Raw genomic sequence first — 25,453 nt, forward strand, 5'->3', positions numbered from 1 at the left:
AGTTCGCACGGGCCGACAGGACAATTCGCGCCGTTTGTACGAGGATGAGGCGGTGCGGATGCTTCTCGTGCTTGCGAGCTTCACCGCCGCCGTCGGCGTGGCCACGCCCGCGCAGGCCGACCCGGCCGGCAACCCCGATGCGAACTTCTTGACGGCGCTCGATCAGGCCGGCGTCCCGTACAAGAACGGCGCTGTCGCCATTCGGGTCGGCAAGACGGCCTGCGAACTGATGGACCAGGGTCACTCCCAAGCCGACGTCATCCAGAGCGTGTCGTCGGAGAATGCCGGATTCACGGTGGCGGACGCGACCCACTTCACAACCAGCGCGGTGGATGCGTACTGCCCACAGCACATTGGGGAACCGACAACCGAGCCGCCGGTACCCCCGTCCGCTATCTGGACCATTCCCTTCATTCCGTTGCCGCCCTTAGGCGCTGCTTAACAGGAACCTGTTCGCAGCGCGGCTGGCATGCGGGGGCCGCGGCCACGAAGATATGAATGATGTGGCCTGACTGGTGGATGGTTGCGGTAGGCATCCTGAGTGCGTTCGCCGTGATCTGGGTGATTCTCGCCGTCACCTTCTGGCTGATGCGACCCGAGGCCACAATGCAGGACCTGGTGCGTCTCCTGCCCGACGTGCTCCGGCTGCTGAAACGCCTCGCCGCCGATACCGAACTGCCGCGGCGGATCCGGATTTCGTTGGTGGCACTGATCGCCTTCGTCGTGTCGCCCATTGACCTGATACCCGACGCCATCCCGGTCATCGGGTTCGCCGACGACGTGATCATCGTCGGCCTGGTGCTGCGCTGGGTCAGCCGCACAGCGGGACCGGGGGCGCTCGCCAAGCATTGGCCCGGAACGCCCGACGGCCTTGGCACCTTGTGCAAGCTATGCGGGCTGCCCGACCCTGCGCTGGACTGACCCGGCCGCACCTTTGCGCTACGTGACGACCATGTGAGAGCCTCACATCCTCGGTACATCCCCGGGCAAGCGGGGGCTCAGCCGTGCTAGGAGCGTGCGGTCATGGACGTACTTCGGCGCACCATGCGATACCAGGTCCGGGTCGGCGCGCTGATCGAACTGGCATTGTGGCTGGCGATCCCATATTTGTGTATCGGGTTCGTATGGACGCTTTTTCACACTGAAGAGGCTCGACTCATCCAGGCCCGGGTGGAGGCTGTGTTCCCCACCGCAGCCGACGCCTTGGCCTTCGGCTTGACCACCGCATTGTGGCCGGCGTCCATACAGATCGCCCACGCGTGCCCCGCGCCGTGACGGGCTCTTGGGGCGAAAGCCATGCGCAGGAACGCGGTTTGCTTTTAGGCTGCCGAGCATGTCAATCGACCGAGCGGCACTTCTCGCGGGCACCATCCGACTCACCTCCGGCGTCTGGTTCCTCGTCGAGCCCTTGAGCGCCAACCGGTTCTGGGGAGATCCCGGCGAGCCGACTCCGACGGCGCGACTTTTGTTGCGGTCCATGGGATATCGCGACGCCTTGATCGGCGGCTTGCTCGCCGCGGCGGCGTTGCGCGGTAAGAACACCCGCGGCTGGTTCCTGGCATCGGGCGGCGCGGACGCCGCCGACCTGCTCGGCGGCATCAGCGTTCATGACGAGCTGAAGCCCTCGCAACGGATCATCGGCTTGGGCGGCGCCATCATCGGCATAGGCGTCGGGCTCTGGGGCGCGGCCCGTCGGACCACCGGAAAGGGCGAAGCCCCGACACCGTGACCCGAGCTAACCGGTAAGCATTTGCTGGTCCAGGCAGCGGTGCGGCCGTACGCTCATTTGATGCCGGAAACAGCGTATGCAAAGTGCGGCGATCTCAGCCTCGCGTACCAAGTGTTCGGCGACGGGCCGATCGACCTGGTGTTCGCCGGATCATTCGTCAGCCACGTCGAGATGTTCTGGACGGTGCCCCAGTTCGAGGCGTTCATGGTGCGGTTTTCCGGCTTCTGCCGGGTGCTGCTGTTCGACAAGGCCGGGGTGGGTCTCTCCGACCCGGTCCCCAAAGTGCGCACGCTCGAGGATCGAGCGGCCGAGATCGAGGCGGTCATGGATGCCGCCGGTTTTGAAGCGGCGGTGCTGTTCGGGGCGAGCGAGGGCGGGCCCGCCGCCATGTTGTTCGCCGCGACCCGACCGGAGCGGACGCGTGCGCTGGTCCTCACCGGCGCCTCCGCATACACCGGCTGGGGGACGTGGGACGACATGGAAGGCGATCCGGTTGCGCTCCGGGAAAAGATGGTGCCTCTGCTGAGCGATGCCTATACGCCGTCGGTGGATCAGGTCGCCGGGTTCCAGGCATTCGGCCGTGCGATCCGCTCATCCTGGGGCAGCGGTGAAGCGCTCCGGGGCCTGCTGCCGTCGATCCGGTCGACGCGCCAGCTGGCGATGCTGGAACGCATGAGCGCGAGCCCGGGAATGGCGAGGGCCACAATGGAATCCGCGTTTTCGATAGATGTCCGGTCGATCCTGCCCACGATCAGCGCGCCCACGCTCGTTGTCCATGCCCAGGGCGATCTGGTACCGGTTCAGTTCGGCCGGTATATCGCCGAGCACATCCCGAACGCGCAAATGCTCGAAGTCGCCGGCAACGACCACGTGCCCTGGCTGGTCGATGCAGACCGGATCGCGACGGTGATCGAGGAATTTCTGACCGGAAGCCACGGCGCTCCGCCCCAATCCCAGCGCGCTCTGCGCACGGTGCTGTTCACCGACATCGTCGCCTCGACCGAACATGCGGCGGCCGATGGCGACGAGCGATGGCGTGCGGTCCTGCAACGCTTTGGGCAAATCACCGCCGAAATGACGGAACGATACGGCGGCAAGGTCGTCAAGAGCACCGGGGACGGCCACCTCACCACCTTCGACGGCCCGACGCAGGCGATCCGCTGCGCCGAAGCCCTGCATGACGAGGCGGAGAAGCTGGGGATCGAGATCCGGATAGGCATCCACACGGGGGAGTGCGAGCTGTTGGGCACCGATATCGGGGGGATCGCGGTGCACATCGCCGCGCGCATCCTCGCGCTGGCGGGCGCCGGCGAGATCCTCGTCTCGAGCACGGTCCGGGACTTGGTCGTCGGATCCGGAACCCGCTTCGATGACCGAGGCAGTGTGGGGCTGCGCGGGGTGCCGGGCACCTGGCAGATTCTCGCGGTCGACCGTCACGGCGCGGGCACGTTGTCGCGCGAAGCGCAGCTGGCGGCGGCACCCACGCCCGGTCCTCGAACGGCGATGCGCCGGTCGGACCGAGCGGTGGCCGTGATGGCGAGGCGAACGCCGTGGATCCTTCGCGGGATGGCGCGTCTGGTCCCGGTCACCGACCGCAGCCAAGCAGTCGCCGAAACAAACTAGATGCGGTTGACTTGAGCACCATGGGCCTAGGCGTGTTGACATTCGTGACCGACGAGGGCATCGGCCCGGTAGACCTGGGGCAGGCACTCGAGCAGCGTGGGTTCGAGTCGCTTTTTCTGGCCGAGCACACGCACATTCCGGTGCACCGGAAGACCCCGTACCCGAGCGGCGGCCCGATTCCGCCGAAGTACTACCGAACCCTCGATCCTTTCGTGGCGCTGACCGCAGCGGCGGTCGTCACCGAACGGCTCATTCTGGGCACCGGCATTGCGTTGGTTCCCCAACGCGATCCGATTCACACCGCCAAAGAAGTGGCCTCGCTGGACCTGTTGTCACAGGGCCGATTTCGGTTCGGCGTGGGCGTGGGATGGCTGCGCGAAGAAATCGCCAACCACGGTGTCGATCCCGGCATTCGGGGCCGAGTGGTTGATGAGCGGCTGGATGCGCTCGTGCAGATCTGGACGCACGAAGAGGCCGAATTCCATGGCCGGTTCGTCGATTTCGATCCCATCTACAGTTGGCCCAAGCCGGTGCAGAAGCCCTACCCGCCGCTGTATCTGGGCTGCGGTCCCGCGGGCTTCAAACGCATCGCCCGGCTGCATGCCGGCTGGCTCTCGATGACACCGTCGGCGCGGGTCTTGGCGCCTCAGTTAGAGGAACTGCGCGAGGTGGCCGGACAGGACACACCGGTGATCAGCTTTCACGGCGGTGCGTCGACGGCCAACGAGCTCGAGGGCTACCTCGGTCTCGGTCTGGAGCACCTGCTGGTGGAATTGCCCACCGAGCCTCGCGACCAGACCCTCCGCCATCTCGATGAGCTGCAGGCCGAGTTCGCCAGGATCACGTAACGACTAAGTGCCGCAGAACGTTTGGTACTTACCGAAGTCCTCGGGCGCCGGCTCGGCGTAACGCTTTAGGCCCGGCCGCTCGTCATAGGGTGCGGTGACCGCGGCGAGGAGCTGGTCGAGGGGGCCGAGATCGCCCGCCGTGGCGGCGGCCAGGGCTTCCTCCACCAGGTGGTTGCGCGGAATGTAGATCGGGTTGGCCCGATCCATGACGTCGGCGTCGGGGCGCAGGGTTTGCCATCGCGACAGCCACGCATCGAACCCTGCGAGGTCGATGAACAAGCCGCGCACGGGTTCGGCATCGCCTCGTGCCGCTCGGCCGAGGTGGCGGAAAAACGAGGTGTAGTCGACGTGGCTGTCCTTGAGCAGGGCGAGCAACTCATCGCTCAGTGCCTTCAGGTCTTGGGCCTCGACGTCCGCGGGCAGACCGAGTTTGGCGCGCATTCCGGACCACCACACGGCGTCGTACTCGCGCTGGAAAACCCCGAACGAATCCTCCGCGAGCGCGACCGCCTCCTCGACATCGTCGGACAGCAGCGGAAGCAGCGTCTCGGCGAACCGGGCGAGGTTCCAGCCGGCGACGACGGGCTGGTTGCCGTACGCGTAGCGGCCCCAGAAGTCGATGGAACTGAAGACCGTGTCGGGGTCGTAGGCCTCCATGAAGGCGCAGGGCCCGTAGTCGATCGTTTCGCCGGAGATCGTCATGTTGTCGGTGTTCATCACCCCGTGGACGAATCCGATCAGCATCCAGCGCGCGATGAGCGATGCCTGGACGGCGACCACCCCTTCAAACAACGCGAGGTAGGGGCGTTCGGCGCCCGCCGCGCTGGGGTGGTGGCGGGCGATCGCATGGTCGGCGAGGCGGCGCAGCAGGCCGGCGTCGCCGGTGGATGCCGCGAATTGGAAGCTGCCCACGCGCAGGTGGCTACTGGCCACGCGGGCCAGCACGGCCCCGGGCAGCTCCGCCTCGCGCAACACCGGGCGGCCGGTGCCCACGACGGCCAGCGATCGCGTCGTCGGCACCCCCAGCGCATGCATCGCCTCGCTGATGATGTACTCGCGCAGCATGGGCCCAACGGCCGCGAGGCCGTCCCCGCCCCGTGCGAACGGCGTCGGCCCGGAGCCTTTCAGGTGGATGTCGCGCAGCCGCCCGTCGTTGGCGACGAGCTCCCCGAGCAGCAGTGCGCGTCCATCACCCAACCGGGGCACGAAACCGCCAAACTGATGCCCGGAGTAGGCCTGGGCCACCGGAACGGCGGTGCTGGGGACCAGGTCGCCCACCAAGAAGCGCATTCCGTCGGGACTTCGCAGCCAGGCGGTGTCCAGCCCGAGCTCTGCGGCGAGTCGCTCGTTGAGGGCAAGTAGCCGTAAGTCGGCGGGGGCCTCTGCTTGCCAGCGGACGGCCATTTCCGGCAATTCGCGGAAGAACCGGTCCTGTAGAGCAACGGTCATTTCCGGGGCGACACTCACCTCAACGAGCTTACGGAAGTCCTACGAGCCGAGGGCCTGCCCGATGAGGTCGCGGGCGCGGTCGAGCATCGACGCGAACGGTCCCAGCGCGAAATTCAGCTTGGCTGATTCCACGCCGGGATGCGGGTGGGTAGGCGCGATGGCCTGGGCCGCCCGCACCGCCGCACCCATCCGCTTGAGGTCGGCGTCGTCGACTTCCTTCTGCAGCACGGGGAACTCCTCGCTCTCCTCCTGCTTGGCGTGGTCGAGCACGGCTTGCCGGAGCTTGGTGACCTCGTCGATGAACTCTTTCGAGGTGATGTCGAGCTTTTCGATGCGCGACAACAGCTCCTTGGCTTCGTGCTCCTCTTTGAGTCGGGCGTCGACGATCGCGTCGCCGGCATCGGCTTCGCGGCGCACGCGCGGGTGCACCACCATTTCTTCGGCTGTCTCGTGGACGGCCAGCAGCTGGCGCAGCGTCGCGAACGGCTTCTCGCGCGCCTGAGGATCTGACGCATGCAGCACCTCGTCGAACATGTCCTCGATGAGGTTGTGCTGCGCTTTCAGAAATGCGACGACCTCGTCGGGCGATTGGACAATCATGTCGGCCATCGCAGATACCTCCACTGTCTCTTGGGGAATTGGGACTCGCACTATGGGCTGTGTGCGGCTTGATGAGGCATACCCGCTGTATAAACCCCTAAACGAGGCCTCCGGGCCAACGGCGGCCCAGGAAATCGTTTGAAGCACAAGCCGTTTCTTTTCGGGCGCCGGGCCAGATCCCCGCCAGGCGTGGCGCCTGACGGGGATCTGAAGTCGAGCGAAGGGACTAGACGCGGCGGTCGCCGGGGGCGGCCGGTCCGACGCCGGTGCCGACGACGGCGTCCTTGCGGCGCTTCAGCCCGGCGAGTCCGCCCAGGCCGAGGAGGCCGAGCAGGCCCCACAGCCCGCTGTTGTCGCTGTGCTGGTTGGTGTTGTTGTCGTTGTCCGCCAACGTCGTTGTGGTGGACGACGGCGCGGGTGCGGTCGGGCCGGCGGCATTGGCGACGCCCGCCCCACCGAACAACAGCGCCCCGGTGGCCGAAACGATTGCAATGGTCTTACGCATGTGAACTCCTTGTGGAATTGCCTCGGCCGGATCCCAGACGGGTGCCGAGACGCATTTCGGGGCCAGGGTGCTCTAGTCCCCACGGAAAGCGACGCCCGGCCGAAGCCGCGGCGTGGCAAAGCATGGCTACCCCGGAGAGCGGGCGTGAAACTCCTGAGCTGCGCATTGGCTTGTTTGCTGGCCGTCGGTCTAGGTACTCGGCCCTCGCCACAAAAGCGATCTGGATCACACGTCAGAGGCCGATGTTATCTGTCGGGGGCCGAATGGGTAGCCGCAAGGGAGGCGCTTTCGTGCCGATCCAAACAATCAACGCAGGAGGCGAATTTTCGATGACTTCATCCGACAAGACGACGGTGCTGGCGCAGTTGCGTGCGCTCCACCAGCTGACCAACACCGAGATCCAGGTCGCCGAAACCCGCATCGCACAAGCGCGTACCGAGGCCGTTGAGCGTGAGCTGACGCAGAACGCATCGAACGCGCGCGAGCGGTCCGAGTCCATAGAGAAGGCGATCCGCGAGCTTGGCGGTGTCCCGGACATCGTCGGCCCCTTCCTGGGCCGCGCCGCCGCGGCGGTCAAGGCCCTGACCGAACAGGCCCAGCCGTTCGACGAGGCGCTTCTGGGCGACCTGGCGCTGGAGGACCAGTTGCTGGACCGCGCCCGCTACCTCAAAGCCCTGGCCGTCGCGGCCGAGCTCCCCGACGTCGAGAGGCTGGCGACGCGGCTGATCACGGCGCACTCGGCGACCGTGGACTGGCTGACGACCGTGCTCGCCGAGGACGCGCTGGGCGGTCCGGCCGCGCTGCGCCGCACGCCGCTGCAGGCGGCCGCCGGTACCGCGGTGAAACTGGTGAACTTGCCGGTCGAGTGGTCGGTCCGGGGTGTCGACAGGGCCGCGGACGCGCTGCGCTCGGCCCGGCCGACGTTCAACGAGCTGGTCAGCCGCGGCGCATACGCCGGTGACGTGGCGACCCGGGCGCTCGCCGCATCGCGGAACGCCGCTCTCGAGGCGGCCGAGAAGGTCACCCGCAACGAGGGGGCCCGGCAGACCGCCAACGCGCTGCACGCGGCACGCGCCGCTGTGGGAGTGCTCGACGCCGACGAGCTGCCCATCGCCAACTACGACGAGCTCAACGTCAGCGAGGCCGTCGCCGAGGTGAAGGAACTCGCCAACCCGAGCGACGTGCGGGCGATCATCGCCTACGAAGAGGCGAACAAGAACCGCCAGCGGGTCGTGTCGGCCGCGCAAACGCGTGTCGCCGCGATCGCGCAGGAGGTCGTCGGCATCAACTAGCGGATTCATAGGCAAGGCCGCCCGGGCGAGTTCCCTCCGCCCGGGCGGCTTCGTCCGTCGGGGCGAAGATGCTGCAACGCAAGGTGTTTCGCGCAGCGGGACGCAATTGGGGCCGCCGCTCGATCCGCGCGTCTTCACTTTCCCGGGGCATGCCCAACCGCCCGTTTCGGGATATCGCTACGGTTAAGGCACCAGCCCCACATTGACGACCACGAAAGACGGCAGATCAGCTAAAAATGTACGACCAGGTCAATAGCAGCACGACGGAGCCCGACGACGTCATCGGCTACCGCATCGATCCCGTCCTGGCCCGGAGTTGGCTCCTGGTGAACGGTGCGCACGCCGACCGGTTCCAGTCCGCGGTGCACTCCCGGGCCGACATCGTCGTACTCGACATCGAGGACGCCGTCGCGCCGAAAGACAAGCACACCGCCCGCGACAACGTGGTGAGTTGGCTGGGCGGCGGCAACACCGACTGGGTCCGCGTCAACGGCTTCGGCACCCCATGGTGGTCGGACGACCTGGCCGCGCTGGCCGGCACACCGGTCGGCGGGGTGATGCTCGCGATGGTCGAGTCGGTGGACCACGTCACCGAGACCGCGCAACGGCTGCCGAACGTGCCGATCGTGGCGCTGGTGGAAACGGCCCGCGGCCTGGAACGCATCACCGAAATAGCCGCTGCGAAGGGCACCTTCCGGCTCGCCTTCGGCATCGGCGATTTTCGCCGCGACACCGGTTTCGGGGAAGACCCGAGCACCCTGGCCTATGCGCGGTCGCGCTTTACGATCGCCGCCAAGGCGGCCAGCCTGCCCAGCGCGATCGACGGGCCCACGATCGGCTCCAACGCGTTGAAACTGATCGAAGCCACGGCCGTTTCCGTGGAGTTCGGGATGACGGGAAAGATCTGCCTGACCCCGGATCAGTGCGCCGTGGTGAACGAGGGCCTGTCGCCGTCACAAGACGAAATCTCATGGGCCAAAGAATTTTTCGCCGAGTTCGAACGTGACGGGGGAGAGATCCGCAACGGCTCCGACCTGCCGCGAATTGCCAGGGCCACCAAGATCCTCGAGTTGGCTCGCGCCTACGACATAGAATCGCCGGAGTTCGACGACGAAGAACGGGATCATTCCCCCGCGCCGTCGGACACCTATCACTACTGAGCGGCGGAACGGGCCCAAGATGAGCACTGTGGTGGATTTCCATTTCGACCCGATGTGCCCGTTCGCTTACCAGACCTCGTTGTGGATCCGCGACGTTCGCGAGCAACTGAGCATCGCCGTCGACTGGCGATTCTTCAGCCTCGAGGAGGTCAACCGGTCGGAGGGCCAGAAGCACCCGTGGGAGCGCGAGTGGTCCTATGGATGGTCTTTGATGCGCATCGGGGCACTGCTGCGCCGAATGGACATGTCGCTCCTGGATCGCTGGTACGCCGCCATCGGACATGAATTGCACACGCTGGGCGGCAAACCGCACGACCCCGCGGTTGCCCGACGCTTGCTGAGCGACATCGGGGTCGAGGAGTCGGTCTTCGATGCGGCGCTTGACGACCCGACGACCCACGACGAGATACACCGCGACCATCAACGAGTGATCGATGCCGGCGGCTACGGGGTGCCGACGCTGTTTCTATTGGGACAGTGCCTGTTTGGCCCGGTCCTGGTCGATCCGCCGATCGGGCCAAAGGCCCTGACGCTGTGGAGCGTCGTCACCGGCATGGCCGAGTTGCCCCACGTGTACGAGCTGCAGCGGCCCAAGTCCGTGGCCGATGTCGAGCTGATCGGTCGAAGTCTGCGTCCCTATCTGGATGGGCGCGATTGGGTCAGCATCAATCGCGGGCAGGTTATCGACCCTTCCTCCTACCTGGACAAATAATCCTCTGAGCTGCAACAACCCTCAGCATCCCTCAAGTCATACACTGTCAGCGGTAGACTGAAATTGCCACCTATATCGCACGTCTATTGCACGGAGAAAGCATGAGCAGAAGCAAGAAGCGGTCACGCAGGGGGTGGGGCCATATTCGGCAGTTGCCGTCGAAGAAGTATCAGGCGTCCTACATCGGGCCAGACATCCAACGTCATACGGCCCCAGTGACCTTCAGCATCCACAGCAATGCCGAAGGCTGGTTGTACCAGGAGCGGTGCCTGATTGAGCGAGGGGAGTGGATTGCCCCCGCACAGCGTAAGACGGAGCGTCAAGCAATGGTCACGCTGGGGAAGTTCGCCGCGACCTGGCTCAGCCAAAGGCCTCTCAAACACACGACCCAGGTCCATTACCGACGGCTGGTGGCCCATTTCCCCCCGCTGGATGACTTGCCCTTGGAGAGCCTGACACCACAGCGGGTACGGGAGTGGTATGCCACGACCCTGGTCACGAGGCCCACACTGCGTAGCCATGTTTACGGATTACTGCATGCGCTCCTGGCCACCGCCGTCTCTGACGGCCTGCTCACTGCTAACCCTTGCCAGATAGAAAGGGCGATGCAGGTCACCCGCAAGCGTCAGCCGGTGATCCTCTCCATTGGTGAGTTGGGACATGTGGCCGACGCCATTGAACCCCGATACCGCGCCCTAGTGCTGATTGGCGCTTGGTGTGGATTACGGTGGGGTGAGCTAATCGAGTTGCGCCGCAGGGATATTGGGGCTGGCGCTGTGCTTCTCACGGTGGAAAGAGGGGCCACCCACAACGGTGGGTGCCGGATAGGCACCCCGAAGTCGGGGAAGGGCAGGACCGTGGTTGTCCCTCCCCACATTCGCCGGGACATTCTTGAGCACCTGGAACTGTTCGTGGGGGAGGACAAGGAGTCCCTCCTCTTCCCGCCCTCTCGTGGGGGATGTCATCTGAGGGACACCAGTTTCAGGCCCCACTTCGACAAGGCGCTGCAAAAGATTGGGCGGCAAGGGGTTCGGGTCCACGACCTCCGGCACTTTGCCGGTACGGCCACGGCACGGGTGGGGACTCTGCGAGAGACCATGTCCCGGCTGGGTCACTCCACGGTGGGTGCTTCCCTCTTGTACCAGGGTCTGGTCTCTGGGCGTGATGTGGAAGTGGCTGAGGCTTTGTCGGCATTGGCGGAAAACGACGAGAAATGACGCCCATCGTCGTGCTGTTGTGTTAGTCTGACCCTGTCTGTCCCGCCAGACCGAGAAAATGCGATACGTTACAACATCTTTCAAAGAGGCTTTCAAACGGCGCGGGGAAAGCTCTTCCGTTTTCCCTGCCACTCAAAAGGTGTTTGAGATGCCCACTCTTCAGCCTGCCCCACGTCGGCAATACGTCACGGTCCAGCAAGTCTCGCAGCAGCATCAGATCAGTGAGCGGACTGTCTATCGCTTCGTTCAACGCGGAATCCTGCGGCCGTTTCGGGTGGGGCCAAAGCTCATCCGTTTTGACGCCGACGAGGTAGAGCAAGCCTTCGCACGGCGCTAAAAGCGTGTTCTACCAGTGTATTTCAAGAGATATCAAAACCAGAGACAGCCCCCAACCGCTGAGCCGGGGGCTTGTCCCATCAACTTTTTTCGATCGATTGGAGCGATCATGTGTGATCGTACCCCCTCTGTGCCTGATGTGGCAGCCGCCGCCGACTACCTGGTGGCCGTCATCGGCAATACGCAAGGGTTTGTTCACGTCGGGGTGGGCATCCACCCCTACCGCACCGACAGTGGCAGCTACAGATTTCGTCGCTGGTGTGACTGCCCTTTCAGCTGGCCCGATGATGCCGATGACGTATTGATGCTGCTGCGGGAGTATTCCGGCGAACTGGATTGCTACCTGGCTCCCAACGTCATGACCGGTCCTCAGCGGGCCAAGTGGACTTCGGTTGCCCCCATGGAGGTTCACGCAGACATTGATGGCGGCAGGCTGGATCTGGACAAAGTCCGTTCAATACCAAGTGCCTGTGCCGTCGGCAGCGGATCACCGAACAATGGCCACGTCTATCTGCTACTGACAAGGCCGGTCAGCCATCACCACCATGAGCAACTGTGCCGTGGACTGAGCGCGTATTTGGGTGCCATCGACTCAAAGATCTCCGATAACGACATGCTCAGAGTGCCAGGGACTTTCAACTTCAAGCCGACTCTTGCCGCCCACCCTCCAACGCCGGTCAACTGGCTGTTGCCGCCGCCCACTGCGCGGGTTGATCCCGAAGAACTGGCCGCCGCCATTGGGGTGGAACTCACCGAAGAGCCGCCATCAACCACCAAGCCGGTTACCAAACAAAGCACAGGGGGTGGAGTGGTTCTTGCCGATGAAGCGGAGCCGTTCAACCTGGACCTGCACCCCCAGGTGACGCGTGCCCTGGCGAAGGCTACCGGAGATCGATCAGCCGACACCATGCGTGTCATCGGAGTGTGCTCCCGCAGTGGCCTGACCGAAGCAAATGCGCGGTGGGCAGTGCTCCAACGCGATGACCTGGCCGAGCGGCTGCTCTGCCGCCATGACGATGATGTGGCCCGCTGCTTTGGCCGAGCATTCAGTGAGGACCACCGGTGACCGACGATAAAGCCTTGGGCGACCGCTCATTTCAGCGTGAGATCGTCTGGAAGACGGCCGACCAAATTAAGGACCGGCAGGCGGAATGGGCCTGGCATTTCAAAGGAGGTGGACGACTCGCACGCGCTACCCATGCACTATTCGTGGGCCGACCCGATGTCGGAAAGTCCACCGCAGCAAGGTGGTTGGCGGCGAGCTACACCAGGGGCACCGTGACCGGCTGTTTCTACAACCAACCGCAAAACGTCGCCTATATCGCCAATGAAGAGTCGCTGGAGGTGATCGTCAAACCCAGCCTGCGCGGGGTGGGTGCCGACATGCAGAGGGTCCACTTCCCCGAAGTGCGGGTGGACGACCACCGGGTACCGCTGCTGTCCATCGTAGACGAAAAAGCCCTGACTGCAGACTTTCTCGCTCGCGGGATCAGCATCGTCGTCATTGACCCGGTGATGGCGGCGATCAAAAGCGGTGCGACATCTACCGCACTAACGAAGCCCGGGAATACCTGGAGCCGTGGGCACGGATCGCCGAAGCCATCAACGGCCTGACGCTGGGGCTGGCGCATTTGATCAAGGTTCCTGGTGGCGACATTGTCGCGGCCATCAACGGCTCCTCGGCATTCGGCGAAGTACCCAGGGCCATCATCGCTTTCGCCCAGGACCAGCAGGTCGATGACGACTTCCAGTGGGTGCTGAGCCAGGAGAAAAACAACCTCGGCCGCAAAGACCTGGCGCTGACCTACACCATCAAATCCACTGAGGTCTGCACCGACGATGGGCATAAGACCCAGGTCGGGCAGTTCGTGCTCGGGGAATGGTCAGACCGCCGGGTCGCCGACGTATTCCAGGCCGACAAAGCCACCGCCCGACTCGGCCCGCAGAGCTGGGAGGTGCTCGACGCCGTCCACCAGGGACCAGGGGAAGTCAATATCGCCACCGTTGCCGCTCGTACCCGCATGTCCAGCAACGACGCCGGGAAATACCTGCTCCGCTTGGCCCGCAGTGGATTGCTGACGAAGGTACCGGGAAAACGCGGTGTCTACGACTGGCCGGGACGGCTCCGAGATGAGCTGCGTCGTCCTACAGGTGGTGGTGGATGTGGGTGAATAGATATATATGTGTTCTCTTTCCTTTGTGTCGGAAGTGTCGGATGTGTCTTAACTCTCTGACCAGGCAAAAAGACACTTCCGACACCTCTGCGGGTAGACCACGAAGTGTCGGATTGGGTGAAATTCACTTCTTCCCACACCCCAACCTGTGCAGCCGATAAGGTGCCGCCCGTCGAAAGTCCCTGCGATTACAAAGTTTTCAAAGACCTATCCAAGAAAGGAATAGATAAGCTAAGTAAAAAATGAAAACCTCCCGACGCTGGGAGGTCGAGAGGTTTCCGGCGTTGGCTGGGCGAACCGCTCGTCCCGTTGATGCCGCTACCATGCCGAACCCTGCAGGTTACCCTGCATTCGGCGGTTCCAACTCCGACCGTAATCCACAGCAGCCGGAAAGTCCAGTCCTGCAAAAGGATTGGAAAAGAGGAAGAACCACACTATGGAATGGCCTAGGACTTTTTCCGTTGAGATTTCGATGCCTTCCGCCCGATCCTGGCCAAGTGTGCTCGTCGGGCACGTCGGCAGCTGACGCGCACGACAGGGGAGAGTAAGCAACCGTGGAAGCCCGAGAGGAAACTGGGCTACGCTAATGCCAGCACAGCCCTAACTCCCTGATCTCTAGGCGGCGGCGGCAGGCATTGCCAGGAAGCACCTGGCAGTTGGCGAGCTGCGGAGCCACAGCGGATGACCGAAGCCCTCTGTCGCACAACACGTCACCGGTGACCGCTCAAAGACCTTTCCGCATCGAGAACATTCCCAAATCATCGTATCCGCGCCAGAAAACCCTCCGTAAGCAGCGGCGAATCCTGCTGCAATTCAGGGACTTTGAGTTATAGAAGGCAGCAAAATTCACCTTACAGAAGGAGAAGCGATGGTGGTCCCTTTCCCCTCAGGTGGTATGACCGCCTCTCAGACTGGCGAGAATTCATGTGTTCATTTCTCCTGGCCATCCTGATCGGCATCTTTGCCAGGCGGCAGCATCTGGTTTTTATGCCGCTCGCTCTGAAAAGTTCAGCGTGGGACTTCCGTTGGCTTCCGCTGTCACTTCCACCCAAGAAATCTCAAAGAAGTGCCAGTGTTGTGCGTAGTGTATGCGCGCATCTGCATATGACTACATTGGGGAAGGATTGAAAACAATGGCCACGCCATATTTGGACGCTGCTTTATGCACAGGTGGGGCGGACCACTTTGAATCCAATGGCAATAGCGGTTGCACTTGAAAGCGTGGCGGCGAAAGAAAACTTGGATTTACACCTAAGGCCTTCGTTCCTACGGCCCGGCGGCGCAAGGAATTCAAATTACAATCGCGTAAGACCACATTTGGTCAGATTATTGTTCTCAGCGTCAATTAATTGGGAACTACGGCCCATGTACTTGGTGCCAAACGGCCCTTGCTTGATGGCGGTGGCGGCGGACCCTTAATCGCATTATCCGGCAAATAGCTCCCGAGGGGGCAACGATGAAGATTACCGCCAACATTGCCGAAGCCGTTCACCGCCATACACGCTCGCCCATCCGGAGACTTTGGCTGGTCGCCGCTGGCGTGTGGCTTTTCGGCGCTGCACTGTTATTCGCGCTGCTGGGCTTTGGCCTGCTCGCGTCACCCTCAACACGTGCCACTGTGACGCTGTTCATTATGTGCGATGATGGCCATGAGGGCGTGGCGGGCGGTCACACCAGTTGTGCCTTCGCCCGCAACGTGCACGACGGCTACGAGCACCTGGGCAACCACTTCGACGCCTACTCCCCTACCACCAAGCAGTGGTACGAGGTGGTCTGCGACGGAACCGCCCACCCCACCCACTTCGTCGACGGCTCGGTATTGAACTCGGTGCTGTGCTACGCCGGTGACAACGCTGAAGTAGTCGTTTGGTAATTGACAATGGTTCAGAAGGCACTGACACCGACGAAGAAAAAACTACTCGAAGCGTCGCTGGAGCCCTTACTGACCGTGATGCGGATAGATGAAATGGGGAAATCAGTTGCAACATTAGCAGTTTCGCTCACGTGCTTGGCGGCGGTGTCAAATTTCTCTGCACCGTCTGCCCACGCAACCGCAAAATGGGTCGCGACGGCCAACTCGCCTAGCCATGAGCAGATCGAATTCGCCTGGGGTATGAGCCAAGCGGAGGCCGAATCTCGGGTTATGGCTCAGTGTGCTCGGATTGAACGCGCCGACGACTGCCAATTGCTTGCCTCTGGTCCTGATTGCGTGGGCATTGCCTGGGATGGTGACCAGCCCATCAACCATGCCCATGCCGTTTCCGGCGGTGGCCGAGATGTTGTTATCCAGGGCGCGATAGCTGCGGCCGGTCCTCACGCCAACGGTGCAGAGGCACGCTGTAGCTGGGACAGGTAACGGAATGAAGAGATTATCGGCAGCGGCAGCCGTAGCATCACTTTTGTTGGGTGCGGTGTTGGCACGGTCTCTCGTAGCGGTGCCGCCAGCCCACGCTGATCCGTATCCCGGCGAAAGCTGCAATGACCCTTCCCTGCTTGTCAATACGGGAGGGCAGTGGTTGGTGTGTGCCGGTACCCGCTGGGAGCAGTGGACTGAACAGGTGGACGTGGGCGGGGTTAAAACCATTGGCGCTCCATGCAACGTCCCCGTCGGCGTCAGTCGGGCGAAGGCAGTGGACTCGTCTGGTGCGACTTATTTCGCAATGTGTTTTCCGGGTCGATGGACTCCTTATCGACCATAAGGGGAGAGATGAAATGGGGAAATCTGTTGCGGCATTAGCACTTTCGCTGGTGTTTTTGGCCGGTTGGGATCTACCTATCGCGGCCGCCGATGACGGCACGCCGGTGGTGGTTAACTGCTACCAGCCGCCGCAAGTCAAGCCGGAAAGCATCATTTTGATGTGCGGTGACGGCACCTGGGCCGTCGACAAAATCGTCTGGACCAGCTGGAAGGTTGCTGGTGCAGAGGGCACCGGCATTGAATATCGGCGTAGCTGCGTTCCGACTTGTGCGCAAGGTTCGGCGACCTATTCTCCGGTTACGATTACGCTCACCGGTGCCGCCTCTCCCGATTACCGATACACAAGCGCGACCATCACCAACCAAAACACAGGCATCTCCAAGACTGTTGGGGTCTAAGAAATGACTACACGTTCTCAATGCTGACGAACATGCCGTACTCAGATGATTCGTTGAGGAACGTGGTGCCGTTTTCAGCGGCCTGAACGTTCCAGCCGTTGATGGTGATGTGGAAGGGCGCTGAGCATAACGAAGCGCAGCGAATGATGGACTGAAAGCGAACAACTGAAATGAACTGGTACAGACCCTGTCTGGTGGCAGCCGCCGCACTGTGCCTTGCTCTAGGCACAGCGGGCATTGCGGTTGCCGACCCTACTATCGGCTCATACTGCAGCCACGCCGAGCACAATGAGGTCATCGGCAAGGTGCGCTGTGTTTACAACTTCGCCGATGACCTGTACCACTGGCAGACCGATAACGGGGTAATTGATCACGGACGAGACTGCCCTTGCCCCGGCCCACACTGCGGCATGGATTGGGGATGCTGATGAGCAAGCCACTTATCGCATTGCTGATCAGTGTCGCTTGCCTTTGCCCAGCGTGGTGAATCCCCTTCACTCAATGCCCTGGCCTGTGCGGACTCACACTCCCCGGGGGAAGCGATACAGTTGATGAGTTCGACTGGTGCCGAGACGACTACCTGGTTTCAGGCTTGATGCAGGCGAACACCTCGATCCTGGTGCGATCAGCAGCGCCGGGGGCACCGACCATTTGTATGGCGCGAACGTAGTCGAGGGTGTCGTCGTCGTATAAGCCCACCTGCCGGTGTGCGGAGTTGTCCTTGCCAATCCGATTGCGGCAGAACGCATCAACGATGAGCTTGGCCACGTTGTCCAAGTCGAGCAAGCGCGGTGCCTTTTCAACGCTGATCCGAAACGCCCACCAAAGCGCATCTGGCACAGGATAAGTCATCTTTTTCGCTGCGGCCTCGCGGTACTTCTCGCGCTTTTCCCGATCTGTCTTACCGGGCCGCATATCTGCGTATGAATACGTCCAACGCACCTTCAGGTCAAGCACTTTGGAGAAGCGGTCGGTGTTGTCCAGGTCTATATTCGGTGGAATTTTATGAATCATGGTGTCCGGCTCTTGGTCGGTGCCCCCCTGCGAATACTTCGGCGTGAGGTTGTAGCCGAAAGCCGGGTTGTTCGCCCCCGTTTCGCGGATGAAGTGCTGCTCCATCGCACGGACCTCCGCATCGGTGGCTGTTGTCGACTCCCAGAGGATCTCTTTGCGGACGCTTAGGTCTAAACGATGCTCTGTTAGGTCGGCGGCGATTCGTTCTTTGGCGCTGGGGCTACCGAAGTATGAGATTGCGCCGGTCAAATCCATGCCAACATAAATCTTCCCGTTGGGGTAGGTGATCTTGTAGACCTGCTTGCGTGCCATCGTTCGGATTTACTTTGGCTCTAGCGACTTGAAGTACTCAGGGTGGATCGTGACGTCTTCAACGACTCTCGGCGTACTAGTGACTCCGATCTCGTATTGCTTGAGTAGCTCGCATAGCCGGTCGCCATCGATCAGGTCAATGGGTGGTGCTCCATCTCGTTGGGACTCCGCACGCGCATCATTCGTGAAGGTGCCAGTCGTTATCAGCAGACCCTTCTCGCCACGGCCAGCCATGGCACCACGAAAATCCCTAACAGCAGACGCGCCGACACTCCCGGAGTAACGCTTGCACTGAAAGAAAACCGGAAAGCTCAGGAGTGAGATCTGGTAGACACCGCGACCATCAATGCCACCGTCACCACTTCGACCGGTAACCACGGGGCTGGATACCCCGGCCTCTCGCAAGAGCCGCTGAGCCAGTCGCTCAAAGGCTTGTGGCGACATACTCAATAATGTGTCAAGAAGAGCGTCCTTCCAGTCGGCCTCTGCCTCGGCTTCGGCTTGGTCAATCTCGTTGTCCAAGTTAGACTTTGCGCCCTTCTTCTTCCCTTTCCTACGGTTATCTGCGATGTATTCCGCTCGCATTGTTGGTATTTGATCCTCAGTCACCGTTTCACCGAGTTCTGTAACAGACCAGACGCCACGTTGACTGTTCGTCAGCAGTCCCATGCCCTTGAGGTATGTCCGCGCCCAAGCTAACCGGTACTGGACCTCAGTCATCGGCCCATCGCCGTGGAGCACACTCTGGACTTCGGGCGAAAGGTCCTCCCGGTCGATGACCGCTGCATCGAGTTCGGCGATGGACGCAGAACCTCCGAGGGCAATGACAGCCTGAAGGGCAGGCCAGAGGAAGAAGTGATAGGGAGGTACTTCCACGGTCATGGATATAAGCATGCCAAGTGGTCGGGAAGCGAGGATCGGCCCCCACATTGACCCAGGCCGGATCGCCAGCACCTTGCCGCCCACTGTGCGTGCGCGTAGTTATCAGCTAGTTGGTTTTCGGCCAAGCGTGGTGGTGGGTAGGCGGCGAGGTGACCGGCGGGCAGTGTGTCATGGCCGGTAGGACCTACATGGCATGAAGCCTGTCTCCGCCACCGCCGTCCTTTGGCATACCGCTCAGTGATTTTCAGGGGTGGTCCGAGTGGGGTCCGGACTGCGGTGCGCAGATTCTCCTGTAGCTCCTGGGCTGTCCGTCGTCGCTCTTTTGCCCTGCTCTAGCTCACGCCTCAGATGACGCCACCGCGCCGCATACCGCCGCAGAGCTTCCTGGGCTTCTGTGCCGGGCGGTATAGATGGTCGGCGAATGAGCCATGGGAAAGCGTATTCCCAGGCAGGATTTAGGATGAATGTCATGGCCGAGCCTAACTACGTCCTTAGATGGGCACACCTGGGCCTGGGGCGTAATCCTCGCTACCGCGACCTCCTGGCCAAGCAGGGTCGTATCGCACACGAGATGATCGAGGAGTTTTACGCCGAGCAGCAGCGGAAGAATGCGGCGATGCGAGTCTCAGGTCAACCTCTGCGCCTGGCTCCCCGATACGCCAACGGAAGAAAGATCTGACGGCCAAGCGCCACCCAATCCGGGGGGCTTTTCCCTTTGCTGTCGCACGTATATCGCACGGCATCACCATGCTCGTCGTGAAAAAGCCTCTGAGCAGCACGAATGCGGATGGGCGCGACTGGGTCAGCATCAATCGCGGTGAAGTCATCGACGTCTCCCGGTTCACCGGCGAAGAGACCTAGGCCGCGTGTCGCGCGAGTGACACTCCGATGCGGATTTCCACCTTGCTGACCGTGATCGCTGGGGCGCGCGGCGGGGCCATCGATCGGTAGCTCTTGCCGGTCGGCGTCGTGAATAGTGCTCTGTGGGTGTGATTTTCGTCGACCGTGGTGCTGACCCGCCAGCCCGCGGCTTCCTTGGTGTAGTTGCAACTTTCGCACAGTCCCAGACCGTTGTCCGCGGTGGTCGGGCCGCCGTCGGCCCACGGCTGTGCGTGGTCGCGGTGCCTGATCGGCGCGTCGCAATACGGAGTGCGGCACCGCTGATCGCGTAACCCGATGAATTCGGCCAGCCCACGAGGAAAGATGCGTGCCCGCGACTCCATCGCCACCAGCGCCCCGGCCCGAGGATGCGCATAAAGCCTGCGCAGCGTCGCGCGTGAGCGTCGGTCGGTGGCGGCGCTGCCGATCATCGAGCGCGCAACCGTGGCGGGGATGGGACCGTAGCCGGAGATGTCGGCCGGCGCATCGTCCCCGCCGAGCAGCGTCTCGTCGGTTAGCACCAAGCTGACCGCGATCGGAGTCGGGACCGTGGCGCTGCGGCCGGTGACCCTTTCGACCAACGTGTCTGCCATCACCTGTCCGCGTGAGCGACCGTCGCCGCGGGTATCCGCTTCGCGCCGCAGCGCTGCGTACACCGAAACGCCCTGGGCCACAGGGAGTAACGCGGTGAGATACGTCATCGTGTCGGGCGCCGGCCGAATGCTGACCGTGCGTTCCTGCTCGGCCTTGGCCGCCCGCTCGACGACGGCGTGCGGATCCAGCCGGTAGGCGACCGATTTCGCGGCCGCCGCCACTCGCGCGTCGCCCATGCCGGCCAGGCTCGCCGCGTCCGCGCACAACTCCGCGTCCAACGCGCGGCGGTCCTCGACGTCCAGGCAGGCGCTCTCGCGCACGATCAGCGTCGCGCGCCACTCCGACAGCGCCCCGCATTCCAGCGCCGCCAGCGTGTGCGGCATCTCGTGCACGAGGGCCTTGGCGAAGCCGAGATGGCGACCGCCCCGCGCGGGGGAATCGCGTCGCGCCAGTGCGACCTCGCCCGCCACGCCCCGTCCCCGCCGCGCCGCGGGCACCCCGGCGGCCGCTTCGGAGGCGCGACGAGACGCGTCCAGGGCGGCAGCCGCCCGGGCTTGTCCCGCGGCGGCGGCGCACTTGACCGTTTCCAGCTCTGCGATGCGTTCTATCAGCGCCGATTCGTCGGCGGCAGGGTCGACCTCCGCTAATGATTCGAACATACGTTCGATAGTAAACCGGGTCACCGACACGCCTACGCTGGCGAGGATGAGCGCCAAGAATCGAATTGGGTGGCGCGGGTCTACGACGACGTCACCCCGGAGGAGGGCGTACCAGCACCGGCCCGAACGGTTCGACGAGTTCGCCACGCGGTACAAGGCGGAACTGCGCGACAACCCGGGGCTCGAGGAGCTGCGGAAGCTAACCAGGCGCGGTGTGGTCACCGTGGTCACCGCGACCCGCGATACGGACATCAGCCAGGCGGCCGTTCTCGCGGAGCTGCTGAAAAGCCACTGAACGCGTGAGACGATCGGGCGATGCGGCTGGGATTGCACGCCCTGGGAATCGGCGCCGGCGCCGACCGGGCGGTGATCGATGCCGTCGCGTCAGCGGCGGACGACTGCGGCTTCGCCACGCTGTGGGTCGGCGAACACGTCGTCATGATCGACCGGCCCGCCTCTCGCTATCCCTATTCGGATGACGGCGTCATCGCCGTTCCCGCACAAGCGGATTGGCTTGATCCGATGATCGCGCTGAGCTTCGCCGCCGCCGCCTCGTCGCGGATCGGGCTGGCGACGGGCGTACTCCTGCTGCCTGAGCACAATCCGGTGGTGGTGGCCAAGCAGGCCGCCAGCCTGGATCGGCTCAGCGGCGGACGGCTGACACTGGGCATCGGTATCGGGTGGTCGAAGGAGGAATTCGCGGCGCTCTCAGTGCCTTTCGCTCATCGCGGCGCGCGGACCGCCGAGTACGTTGCGGCGATGCGCGCTTTGTGGCGTGACGACGTCGCTTCGTTCGACGGCAATTTCGTCTGCTTCGATTCCATCCGCGTCAACCCCAAGCCGGTGCGCGATCGTCGGATCCCGATCGCGATTGGGGGCAATAGCGATTCGGCGCTGCGCCGGGTGGCGACGTGGGGAGACGGCTGGTATGGGTTCAACGTCGACGGCGTGGAGGCCGTCCGGGAACGCATCGCCAAGCTGGAGCAGCTCTGCGCCGGGGCGGGGCGTGATCGTGGGCAGCTGAGGCTGTCGGTGGCGCTGCGCGATCCGGGCGTTGCGGATATCGGCGCCCTCGCCGGGTTGGGCGTTGACGAATTGGTTCTGGTCGCAGCGCCGCCGGACCGGCCCGATGCGGCTGTTGAATGGGTCTCGGCCCTGGCTGAGCAGTGGATGATGGCGGCACCGGCATGAGCGCGGCCGATCCCATCCTGCCGCGGGAGTTGACCGACATCCCCGACGAGGTGCGCGCCGTCCCGCCGCCACCGATACCCGCGTTGCCCGAGCCGTACGGATTGCGTCTCGCCGACCCGGACGCCGACGCCGACATGATCGCCGAGTGGATGAACCGGCCGCACCTGGTGGAAGCGTGGGAGTCCGCCTGGCCGGTGACGCGCTGGCGCCGTTATCTGCGGGCACAACTCCGAGGTGGCTTCTCCCGCCCATTCATCGCAACACTCTATGGAACAAACCGCGCGTACATCGAATTGTACCGAGCGGCAAAGGATTCCATCGCTACCCGATACGAGTACGATGCGCACGATCTTGGTCTGCATGTCGCGGTGGCCGATCTGGATTACATCAAGCGGGGACACGTCAGCTACCTGCTGCCGTATTTGGTGGGCAGCATCTTGGGGCTTGATCCGCGATGTCGGCGCATCATGTTCGATCCCGACCACCGCAACGTCTTGGCGCGCACGTTCTGCGAGCGGGGCGGCTGCGCCTTCCTCGGCGAACACGACATGTCGAACCGGCGGATGGCGCTCTACGTGCTGCCCCGGACGCCCGACGACGTTCCTTGGGGGTGACTCAGAGCCGTTCGGCGATCCACTGCCCGAGGAGCGCCGCCGCTTCGCCCAGCGCGAGGCTGACGACGATGTTGGCGACCGCTACGCGCACTTGTCGCTCCTCGCCGAGCCGCTGGGTTTCCAGCATCCAGGTGGAAAACGTGGTGTAGGCGCCGACGAAGGCGGTTCCGGCCAGCAGGGCCGCCTCCTTGCTCAGCACCAGGCCCCCGAGAAAGCCCAGCAGCGCGGCGCCGGTGATATTCACGACCAGCGTGCCGAACGGGAAAGACTGGGCGGCCCGGCGGGCCACCGCGCGATCGACCACGAAGCGCAACACCGATCCGACGCCGCCGATCAGCGCGACCCCAGCCCACACCGCAGCGGTCGTGACAGCGCCGGACGTCATCCGCGGATCCGTACCCGGCGCACCAGTTTGGTGGCAAAGTGCACCGCCAACAATCCGAACACGATGCTGGCGAAGGTGTAGCCCGCGGCCAGGCTCCAGTGGCCGTGCTCAACCATCCTCAGCGTCTCGACCTGCATCGTGGAGAACGTGGTGAGCCCGCCGCACAATCCGGTGCCGAGCATGGGGCGCCGGTAACTCGACAACGGCAACCGCTCCAGCAGGCGGGTGGTGAAGTATCCCAGCAAAAAAGCGCCGACGATGTTCACCGTGAACGTCGGCCACGGCCATTTCGCCGGGTCGCCGGCCATGAGCGTGCCCAGGGCGGCACGGGCGAGGGAGCCCAGCGCCCCGCCCGCGAAAACCGCGGCCAGCTCGCGATAGTCGTGTGCCACGCCTGATCCCTTCCCTCTGCCAGGACTTACGGGTGGGTGAATCCGGGACGTCAGAAAAGTACCTGACAAGTCAGCGAGGTGCGTCGCGGGCAGAATTGAGAACCATGGCCCACCCCCGTGCCGGTCAGCCGGCCCAGCCCGAAGACCTCGTCGATCTGCCTCACCTGGTGACGGCCTACTACTCGGTTCAGCCCGATCCCGACGACGTCGCCCAGCAGGTGGTGTTCGGTACGTCGGGCCACCGCGGCTCGGCGCTGGACGGTGCGTTCAACGAGGCCCACATCCTGGCCATCACTCAAGCCATCGTCGAATACCGTGCCGCCCACGGCACCACCGGGCCGTTGTTCATCGGCCGTGACACGCATGGCCTTTCCGAACCCGCTTGGGTGTCGGCGCTGGAAGTATTGGCGGCCAACGACGTCATGACGATGATCGACTCGCACGACCGCTACACCCCGACGCCGGCGGTCAGCCACGCCATCCTCAGCTACAACCGCGGGCGCACCGAAGCGCTGGCCGACGGGATCGTCGTGACGCCGTCGCACAACCCGCCACCGGACGGCGGCTTCAAGTACAACCCGCCCAACGGCGGGCCGGCGGACACCGATGCGACCAACGCAATCGCCAAGCGCGCCAACGAGATTCTGCGTGACGGCTCCGGGGTGAAGCGGGTTCCGCTGGCCCGAGCGCTGCAGACTGTCCGGCGCCACGACTACCTCGGCGACTACGTCGACGACCTGCCCAACGTGGTCGACGTGGATGCGATCCGTGCGGCCGGGGTGCGGATCGGGGCGGACCCGCTCGGCGGCGCGAGCGTCGACTACTGGGGTGAGATCGCGCAGCGGCACCGCCTGGATTTGACCGTGGTCAATCCGCTGGTCGATGCGACCTGGCGGTTCATGACGCTCGATCACGACGGCAAGATCCGGATGGACTGCAGCTCACCGGATGCCATGGCTGGCCTGATCGCCAGCCGCGACCGCTACCAGATCGCCACCGGCAACGACGCGGACTCCGACCGCCACGGCATCGTCACGCCTGACGGGGGCCTGCTCAACCCGAACCATTACCTGGCGGTCGCCATCGACTATCTCTATACGCACCGGCCGTCGTGGCCGGACGGCATTGCCGTCGGCAAGACCGCGGTCAGTTCGTCGATCATCGACCGGGTGGTCGCCGGCATCGGGCGCAAGCTCGTCGAGGTACCGGTCGGATTCAAGTGGTTCGTCGACGGGCTGATCGGTGGCACCATCGGCTTCGGTGGCGAGGAGTCCGCGGGGGCCTCGTTCCTGCGGCGCGATGGCTCGGTATGGACCACCGACAAGGACGGCATCATCCTGGCGCTGCTGGCCTCCGAGATCCTGGCGGTCACCGGGTCGACTCCGTCGCTGCGCTACCAGGAGTTGACCGCCGAGTACGGCACGCCGTTTTACGCGCGGGTCGACGCGCCCGCCGATCGTGAGCAGAAAGCCCGGCTGGCCAAGCTGTCGCCCGAGCAGGTGACCGCGACCGAGGTGGCCGGCGAGCCGATCGCCGCCAAGCTCACCGTGGCGCCCGGCAATGGCGCCGCGCTCGGCGGATTAAAGGTGACCACCGCCAACGCATGGTTTGCCGCGCGGCCGTCCGGCACCGAGGACGTCTACAAGATTTACGCGGAATCCTTCAATGGCCCCGAGCATTTGGCGGAGGTGCAAAAAGCCGCGCGCGAGGTGGTTAATAAAGTCATTGGGTGACCATTTCCCTCCGCCTCGCCCGTTCGGGGGGACGCGGCACCCGTTCTGGCCGGCTGC

The 25,453-nt window shown here is 63.7% G+C and carries 31 protein-coding genes; 22 read left to right on the forward strand and 9 right to left on the reverse strand.

Annotation, left to right across the window (positions count from 1 at the left end):
- The first annotated feature begins 58 nt into the window (after positions 1-58).
- The 6 genes from A5678_RS11860 (at position 59) to A5678_RS11885 (ending at position 4,200) form a co-directional block, all read left to right on the forward strand.
- Entirely contained in the window at positions 59-442 is a 384-nt protein-coding gene (locus A5678_RS11860; RefSeq protein ID WP_068042561.1) for a DUF732 domain-containing protein, read from the forward strand.
- Between the two features lie 56 nt (positions 443-498).
- On the forward strand, positions 499-921 hold the full coding sequence (locus A5678_RS11865; RefSeq protein WP_231983644.1) for a YkvA family protein: 423 nt from the start codon (positions 499-501) through the stop codon (positions 919-921).
- Between the two features lie 102 nt (positions 922-1,023).
- Complete coding sequence (locus tag A5678_RS11870) at positions 1,024-1,275, forward strand: hypothetical protein (RefSeq protein ID WP_068042433.1); 252 nt, start codon at positions 1,024-1,026, stop codon at positions 1,273-1,275.
- A gap of 58 nt (positions 1,276-1,333) precedes the next feature.
- A complete protein-coding gene (locus A5678_RS11875) occupies positions 1,334-1,729 on the forward strand; it encodes a DUF4267 domain-containing protein (RefSeq protein ID WP_068042434.1) in 396 nt (131 codons plus the stop codon).
- Positions 1,730-1,789: 60 nt separating this feature from the next.
- Entirely contained in the window at positions 1,790-3,352 is a 1,563-nt protein-coding gene (locus A5678_RS11880) for an adenylate/guanylate cyclase domain-containing protein (RefSeq protein WP_068042436.1), read from the forward strand.
- Between the two features lie 20 nt (positions 3,353-3,372).
- Positions 3,373-4,200: an LLM class F420-dependent oxidoreductase gene (locus tag A5678_RS11885; RefSeq protein ID WP_068042438.1), complete on the forward strand. Its 828-nt coding sequence runs from the start codon at positions 3,373-3,375 to the stop codon at positions 4,198-4,200.
- A 3-nt stretch (positions 4,201-4,203) separates the two neighbouring features.
- Here A5678_RS11885 and A5678_RS11890 read toward each other — a convergent pair whose 3' ends face one another.
- The 3 genes from A5678_RS11890 to A5678_RS11900 form a co-directional block, all read right to left on the reverse strand.
- The gene (locus tag A5678_RS11890) at positions 4,204-5,649 is read right to left on the reverse strand and encodes a YdiU family protein (RefSeq protein ID WP_197502116.1); all 1,446 of its coding nucleotides are present in this window, start codon (positions 5,647-5,649) and stop codon (positions 4,204-4,206) included.
- A 39-nt stretch (positions 5,650-5,688) separates the two neighbouring features.
- Positions 5,689-6,258, reverse strand: coding sequence for a hemerythrin domain-containing protein (locus A5678_RS11895; protein WP_068042442.1), 570 nt, complete (start codon positions 6,256-6,258; stop codon positions 5,689-5,691).
- Between the two features lie 217 nt (positions 6,259-6,475).
- Complete coding sequence (locus A5678_RS11900) at positions 6,476-6,754, reverse strand: WGxxGxxG family protein (RefSeq protein ID WP_068042444.1); 279 nt, start codon at positions 6,752-6,754, stop codon at positions 6,476-6,478.
- Positions 6,755-7,083: 329 nt separating this feature from the next.
- Here A5678_RS11900 and A5678_RS11905 point away from each other — a divergent pair, with 329 nt between their 5' ends.
- The 11 genes from A5678_RS11905 (at position 7,084) to A5678_RS11950 (ending at position 16,741) form a co-directional block, all read left to right on the forward strand.
- Positions 7,084-8,046: a hypothetical protein gene (locus A5678_RS11905; protein ID WP_068042564.1), complete on the forward strand. Its 963-nt coding sequence runs from the start codon at positions 7,084-7,086 to the stop codon at positions 8,044-8,046.
- A 236-nt stretch (positions 8,047-8,282) separates the two neighbouring features.
- Positions 8,283-9,206 carry a CoA ester lyase gene (locus A5678_RS11910; protein ID WP_068042446.1) on the forward strand — a complete coding sequence of 308 codons (924 nt, stop codon included), beginning with the start codon at positions 8,283-8,285 and terminating at the stop codon, positions 9,204-9,206.
- Positions 9,207-9,225: 19 nt separating this feature from the next.
- Complete coding sequence (locus A5678_RS11915) at positions 9,226-9,918, forward strand: DsbA family protein (protein WP_068042449.1); 693 nt, start codon at positions 9,226-9,228, stop codon at positions 9,916-9,918.
- A gap of 215 nt (positions 9,919-10,133) precedes the next feature.
- Positions 10,134-11,135 carry a site-specific integrase gene (locus tag A5678_RS11920; protein ID WP_231983645.1) on the forward strand — a complete coding sequence of 334 codons (1,002 nt, stop codon included), beginning with the start codon at positions 10,134-10,136 and terminating at the stop codon, positions 11,133-11,135.
- A 148-nt stretch (positions 11,136-11,283) separates the two neighbouring features.
- A complete protein-coding gene (locus A5678_RS11925; protein ID WP_068042568.1) occupies positions 11,284-11,472 on the forward strand; it encodes an AlpA family transcriptional regulator in 189 nt (62 codons plus the stop codon).
- Between the two features lie 129 nt (positions 11,473-11,601).
- A complete protein-coding gene (locus A5678_RS11930; RefSeq protein ID WP_197502110.1) occupies positions 11,602-12,537 on the forward strand; it encodes a DNA-primase RepB domain-containing protein in 936 nt (311 codons plus the stop codon).
- Positions 12,534-13,085 carry an AAA family ATPase gene (locus tag A5678_RS11935; RefSeq protein ID WP_068042456.1) on the forward strand — a complete coding sequence of 184 codons (552 nt, stop codon included), beginning with the start codon at positions 12,534-12,536 and terminating at the stop codon, positions 13,083-13,085. The genes A5678_RS11930 and A5678_RS11935 overlap by 4 nt, the downstream gene beginning before the upstream one ends.
- A gap of 17 nt (positions 13,086-13,102) precedes the next feature.
- Positions 13,103-13,642 (forward strand): hypothetical protein, encoded by a 540-nt coding sequence (locus tag A5678_RS11940; RefSeq protein WP_068042458.1) that lies wholly within the window; start codon positions 13,103-13,105, stop codon positions 13,640-13,642.
- Positions 13,643-15,101: 1,459 nt separating this feature from the next.
- On the forward strand, positions 15,102-15,518 hold the full coding sequence (locus A5678_RS11945; protein ID WP_068042460.1) for a hypothetical protein: 417 nt from the start codon (positions 15,102-15,104) through the stop codon (positions 15,516-15,518).
- Positions 15,519-15,524: 6 nt separating this feature from the next.
- Complete coding sequence (locus A5678_RS27045; RefSeq protein WP_156746862.1) at positions 15,525-16,001, forward strand: hypothetical protein; 477 nt, start codon at positions 15,525-15,527, stop codon at positions 15,999-16,001.
- Positions 16,002-16,357: 356 nt separating this feature from the next.
- Entirely contained in the window at positions 16,358-16,741 is a 384-nt protein-coding gene (locus tag A5678_RS11950; protein WP_156746863.1) for a hypothetical protein, read from the forward strand.
- Positions 16,742-16,748: 7 nt separating this feature from the next.
- Here A5678_RS11950 and A5678_RS11955 read toward each other — a convergent pair whose 3' ends face one another.
- From A5678_RS11955 to A5678_RS11970, 3 genes are all read right to left on the reverse strand, one after another.
- Positions 16,749-16,979 carry a hypothetical protein gene (locus A5678_RS11955; RefSeq protein ID WP_156746864.1) on the reverse strand — a complete coding sequence of 77 codons (231 nt, stop codon included), beginning with the start codon at positions 16,977-16,979 and terminating at the stop codon, positions 16,749-16,751.
- Positions 16,980-17,317: 338 nt separating this feature from the next.
- Positions 17,318-18,067 carry a hypothetical protein gene (locus A5678_RS27880; RefSeq protein ID WP_231983646.1) on the reverse strand — a complete coding sequence of 250 codons (750 nt, stop codon included), beginning with the start codon at positions 18,065-18,067 and terminating at the stop codon, positions 17,318-17,320.
- A gap of 9 nt (positions 18,068-18,076) precedes the next feature.
- Positions 18,077-18,961: a restriction endonuclease gene (locus A5678_RS11970; RefSeq protein ID WP_068042467.1), complete on the reverse strand. Its 885-nt coding sequence runs from the start codon at positions 18,959-18,961 to the stop codon at positions 18,077-18,079.
- Positions 18,962-19,418: 457 nt separating this feature from the next.
- On the opposite strand from A5678_RS11970, the gene A5678_RS11975 reads away from it, so the two are divergent.
- Positions 19,419-19,628 carry a hypothetical protein gene (locus tag A5678_RS11975; RefSeq protein WP_156746865.1) on the forward strand — a complete coding sequence of 70 codons (210 nt, stop codon included), beginning with the start codon at positions 19,419-19,421 and terminating at the stop codon, positions 19,626-19,628.
- A gap of 178 nt (positions 19,629-19,806) precedes the next feature.
- On the opposite strand, the gene A5678_RS11980 is transcribed toward A5678_RS11975, so the two are convergent.
- Complete coding sequence (locus A5678_RS11980) at positions 19,807-21,081, reverse strand: HNH endonuclease signature motif containing protein (protein WP_068042470.1); 1,275 nt, start codon at positions 21,079-21,081, stop codon at positions 19,807-19,809.
- On the opposite strand from A5678_RS11980, the gene A5678_RS28320 reads away from it, so the two are divergent.
- Genes A5678_RS28320 through A5678_RS11995 form a run of 3 tightly spaced genes read left to right on the forward strand, consistent with a single transcriptional unit; the run spans position 21,020 to position 22,886 of the window.
- On the forward strand, positions 21,020-21,376 hold the full coding sequence (locus tag A5678_RS28320) for a DUF488 domain-containing protein (RefSeq protein WP_068042571.1): 357 nt from the start codon (positions 21,020-21,022) through the stop codon (positions 21,374-21,376). The genes A5678_RS11980 and A5678_RS28320 overlap by 62 nt on opposite strands.
- Before the next feature lie 20 nt (positions 21,377-21,396).
- Positions 21,397-22,272, forward strand: coding sequence for an LLM class F420-dependent oxidoreductase (locus tag A5678_RS11990; RefSeq protein WP_068042472.1), 876 nt, complete (start codon positions 21,397-21,399; stop codon positions 22,270-22,272).
- Positions 22,269-22,886, forward strand: a complete 618-nt coding sequence (locus A5678_RS11995) for a GNAT family N-acetyltransferase (RefSeq protein ID WP_068042474.1) — start codon at positions 22,269-22,271, stop codon at positions 22,884-22,886. The genes A5678_RS11990 and A5678_RS11995 overlap by 4 nt, the downstream gene beginning before the upstream one ends.
- A gap of 1 nt (position 22,887) precedes the next feature.
- Here A5678_RS11995 and crcB (A5678_RS12000) read toward each other — a convergent pair whose 3' ends face one another.
- A complete protein-coding gene (gene crcB / locus A5678_RS12000; protein ID WP_068042475.1) occupies positions 22,888-23,271 on the reverse strand; it encodes a fluoride efflux transporter CrcB in 384 nt (127 codons plus the stop codon).
- Positions 23,268-23,663: a fluoride efflux transporter CrcB gene (gene crcB / locus A5678_RS12005; protein WP_068042477.1), complete on the reverse strand. Its 396-nt coding sequence runs from the start codon at positions 23,661-23,663 to the stop codon at positions 23,268-23,270. Before crcB (A5678_RS12005) ends, crcB (A5678_RS12000) begins: the two co-directional genes overlap by 4 nt.
- Before the next feature lie 104 nt (positions 23,664-23,767).
- Between crcB (A5678_RS12005) and pgm the strand changes: the two genes are divergently transcribed.
- Positions 23,768-25,396 (forward strand): phosphoglucomutase (alpha-D-glucose-1,6-bisphosphate-dependent), encoded by a 1,629-nt coding sequence (gene pgm / locus A5678_RS12010; RefSeq protein ID WP_068042479.1) that lies wholly within the window; start codon positions 23,768-23,770, stop codon positions 25,394-25,396.
- Positions 25,397-25,453 lie beyond the last annotated feature (57 nt).

This window comes from Mycobacterium sp. E2733, assembly GCF_001667585.1.
Classification (GTDB): domain Bacteria; phylum Actinomycetota; class Actinomycetes; order Mycobacteriales; family Mycobacteriaceae; genus Mycobacterium.

Bases quoted from the DNA above. Each gene is read 5' to 3' on its own strand.
- A5678_RS11860 (WP_068042561.1), top strand. From the start codon at position 59: ATGCTTCTCGTGCTTGCGAGCTTCACCGCCGCCGTCGGCGTGGCCACG.
- A5678_RS11865 (WP_231983644.1), top strand. From the start codon at position 499: ATGATGTGGCCTGACTGGTGGATGGTTGCGGTAGGCATCCTGAGTGCG.
- A5678_RS11870 (WP_068042433.1), top strand. From the start codon at position 1,024: ATGGACGTACTTCGGCGCACCATGCGATACCAGGTCCGGGTCGGCGCG.
- A5678_RS11875 (WP_068042434.1), top strand. From the start codon at position 1,334: ATGTCAATCGACCGAGCGGCACTTCTCGCGGGCACCATCCGACTCACC.
- A5678_RS11880 (WP_068042436.1), top strand. From the start codon at position 1,790: ATGCCGGAAACAGCGTATGCAAAGTGCGGCGATCTCAGCCTCGCGTAC.
- A5678_RS11885 (WP_068042438.1), top strand. From the start codon at position 3,373: ATGGGCCTAGGCGTGTTGACATTCGTGACCGACGAGGGCATCGGCCCG.
- A5678_RS11890 (WP_197502116.1), bottom strand. From the start codon at position 5,649: ATGACCGTTGCTCTACAGGACCGGTTCTTCCGCGAATTGCCGGAAATG.
- A5678_RS11895 (WP_068042442.1), bottom strand. From the start codon at position 6,258: ATGGCCGACATGATTGTCCAATCGCCCGACGAGGTCGTCGCATTTCTG.
- A5678_RS11900 (WP_068042444.1), bottom strand. From the start codon at position 6,754: ATGCGTAAGACCATTGCAATCGTTTCGGCCACCGGGGCGCTGTTGTTC.
- A5678_RS11905 (WP_068042564.1), top strand. From the start codon at position 7,084: ATGACTTCATCCGACAAGACGACGGTGCTGGCGCAGTTGCGTGCGCTC.
- A5678_RS11910 (WP_068042446.1), top strand. From the start codon at position 8,283: ATGTACGACCAGGTCAATAGCAGCACGACGGAGCCCGACGACGTCATC.
- A5678_RS11915 (WP_068042449.1), top strand. From the start codon at position 9,226: ATGAGCACTGTGGTGGATTTCCATTTCGACCCGATGTGCCCGTTCGCT.
- A5678_RS11925 (WP_068042568.1), top strand. From the start codon at position 11,284: ATGCCCACTCTTCAGCCTGCCCCACGTCGGCAATACGTCACGGTCCAG.
- A5678_RS11945 (WP_068042460.1), top strand. From the start codon at position 15,102: ATGAAGATTACCGCCAACATTGCCGAAGCCGTTCACCGCCATACACGC.
- A5678_RS27045 (WP_156746862.1), top strand. From the start codon at position 15,525: ATGGTTCAGAAGGCACTGACACCGACGAAGAAAAAACTACTCGAAGCG.
- A5678_RS11950 (WP_156746863.1), top strand. From the start codon at position 16,358: ATGGGGAAATCTGTTGCGGCATTAGCACTTTCGCTGGTGTTTTTGGCC.
- A5678_RS11955 (WP_156746864.1), bottom strand. From the start codon at position 16,979: ATGCCCGCTGTGCCTAGAGCAAGGCACAGTGCGGCGGCTGCCACCAGA.
- A5678_RS27880 (WP_231983646.1), bottom strand. From the start codon at position 18,067: ATGGCACGCAAGCAGGTCTACAAGATCACCTACCCCAACGGGAAGATT.
- A5678_RS11970 (WP_068042467.1), bottom strand. From the start codon at position 18,961: ATGCTTATATCCATGACCGTGGAAGTACCTCCCTATCACTTCTTCCTC.
- A5678_RS11975 (WP_156746865.1), top strand. From the start codon at position 19,419: ATGGCCGAGCCTAACTACGTCCTTAGATGGGCACACCTGGGCCTGGGG.
- A5678_RS28320 (WP_068042571.1), top strand. From the start codon at position 21,020: ATGCGTTCTATCAGCGCCGATTCGTCGGCGGCAGGGTCGACCTCCGCT.
- A5678_RS11980 (WP_068042470.1), bottom strand. From the start codon at position 21,081: ATGTTCGAATCATTAGCGGAGGTCGACCCTGCCGCCGACGAATCGGCG.
- A5678_RS11990 (WP_068042472.1), top strand. From the start codon at position 21,397: ATGCGGCTGGGATTGCACGCCCTGGGAATCGGCGCCGGCGCCGACCGG.
- A5678_RS11995 (WP_068042474.1), top strand. From the start codon at position 22,269: ATGAGCGCGGCCGATCCCATCCTGCCGCGGGAGTTGACCGACATCCCC.
- crcB (WP_068042475.1), bottom strand. From the start codon at position 23,271: ATGACGTCCGGCGCTGTCACGACCGCTGCGGTGTGGGCTGGGGTCGCG.
- pgm (WP_068042479.1), top strand. From the start codon at position 23,768: ATGGCCCACCCCCGTGCCGGTCAGCCGGCCCAGCCCGAAGACCTCGTC.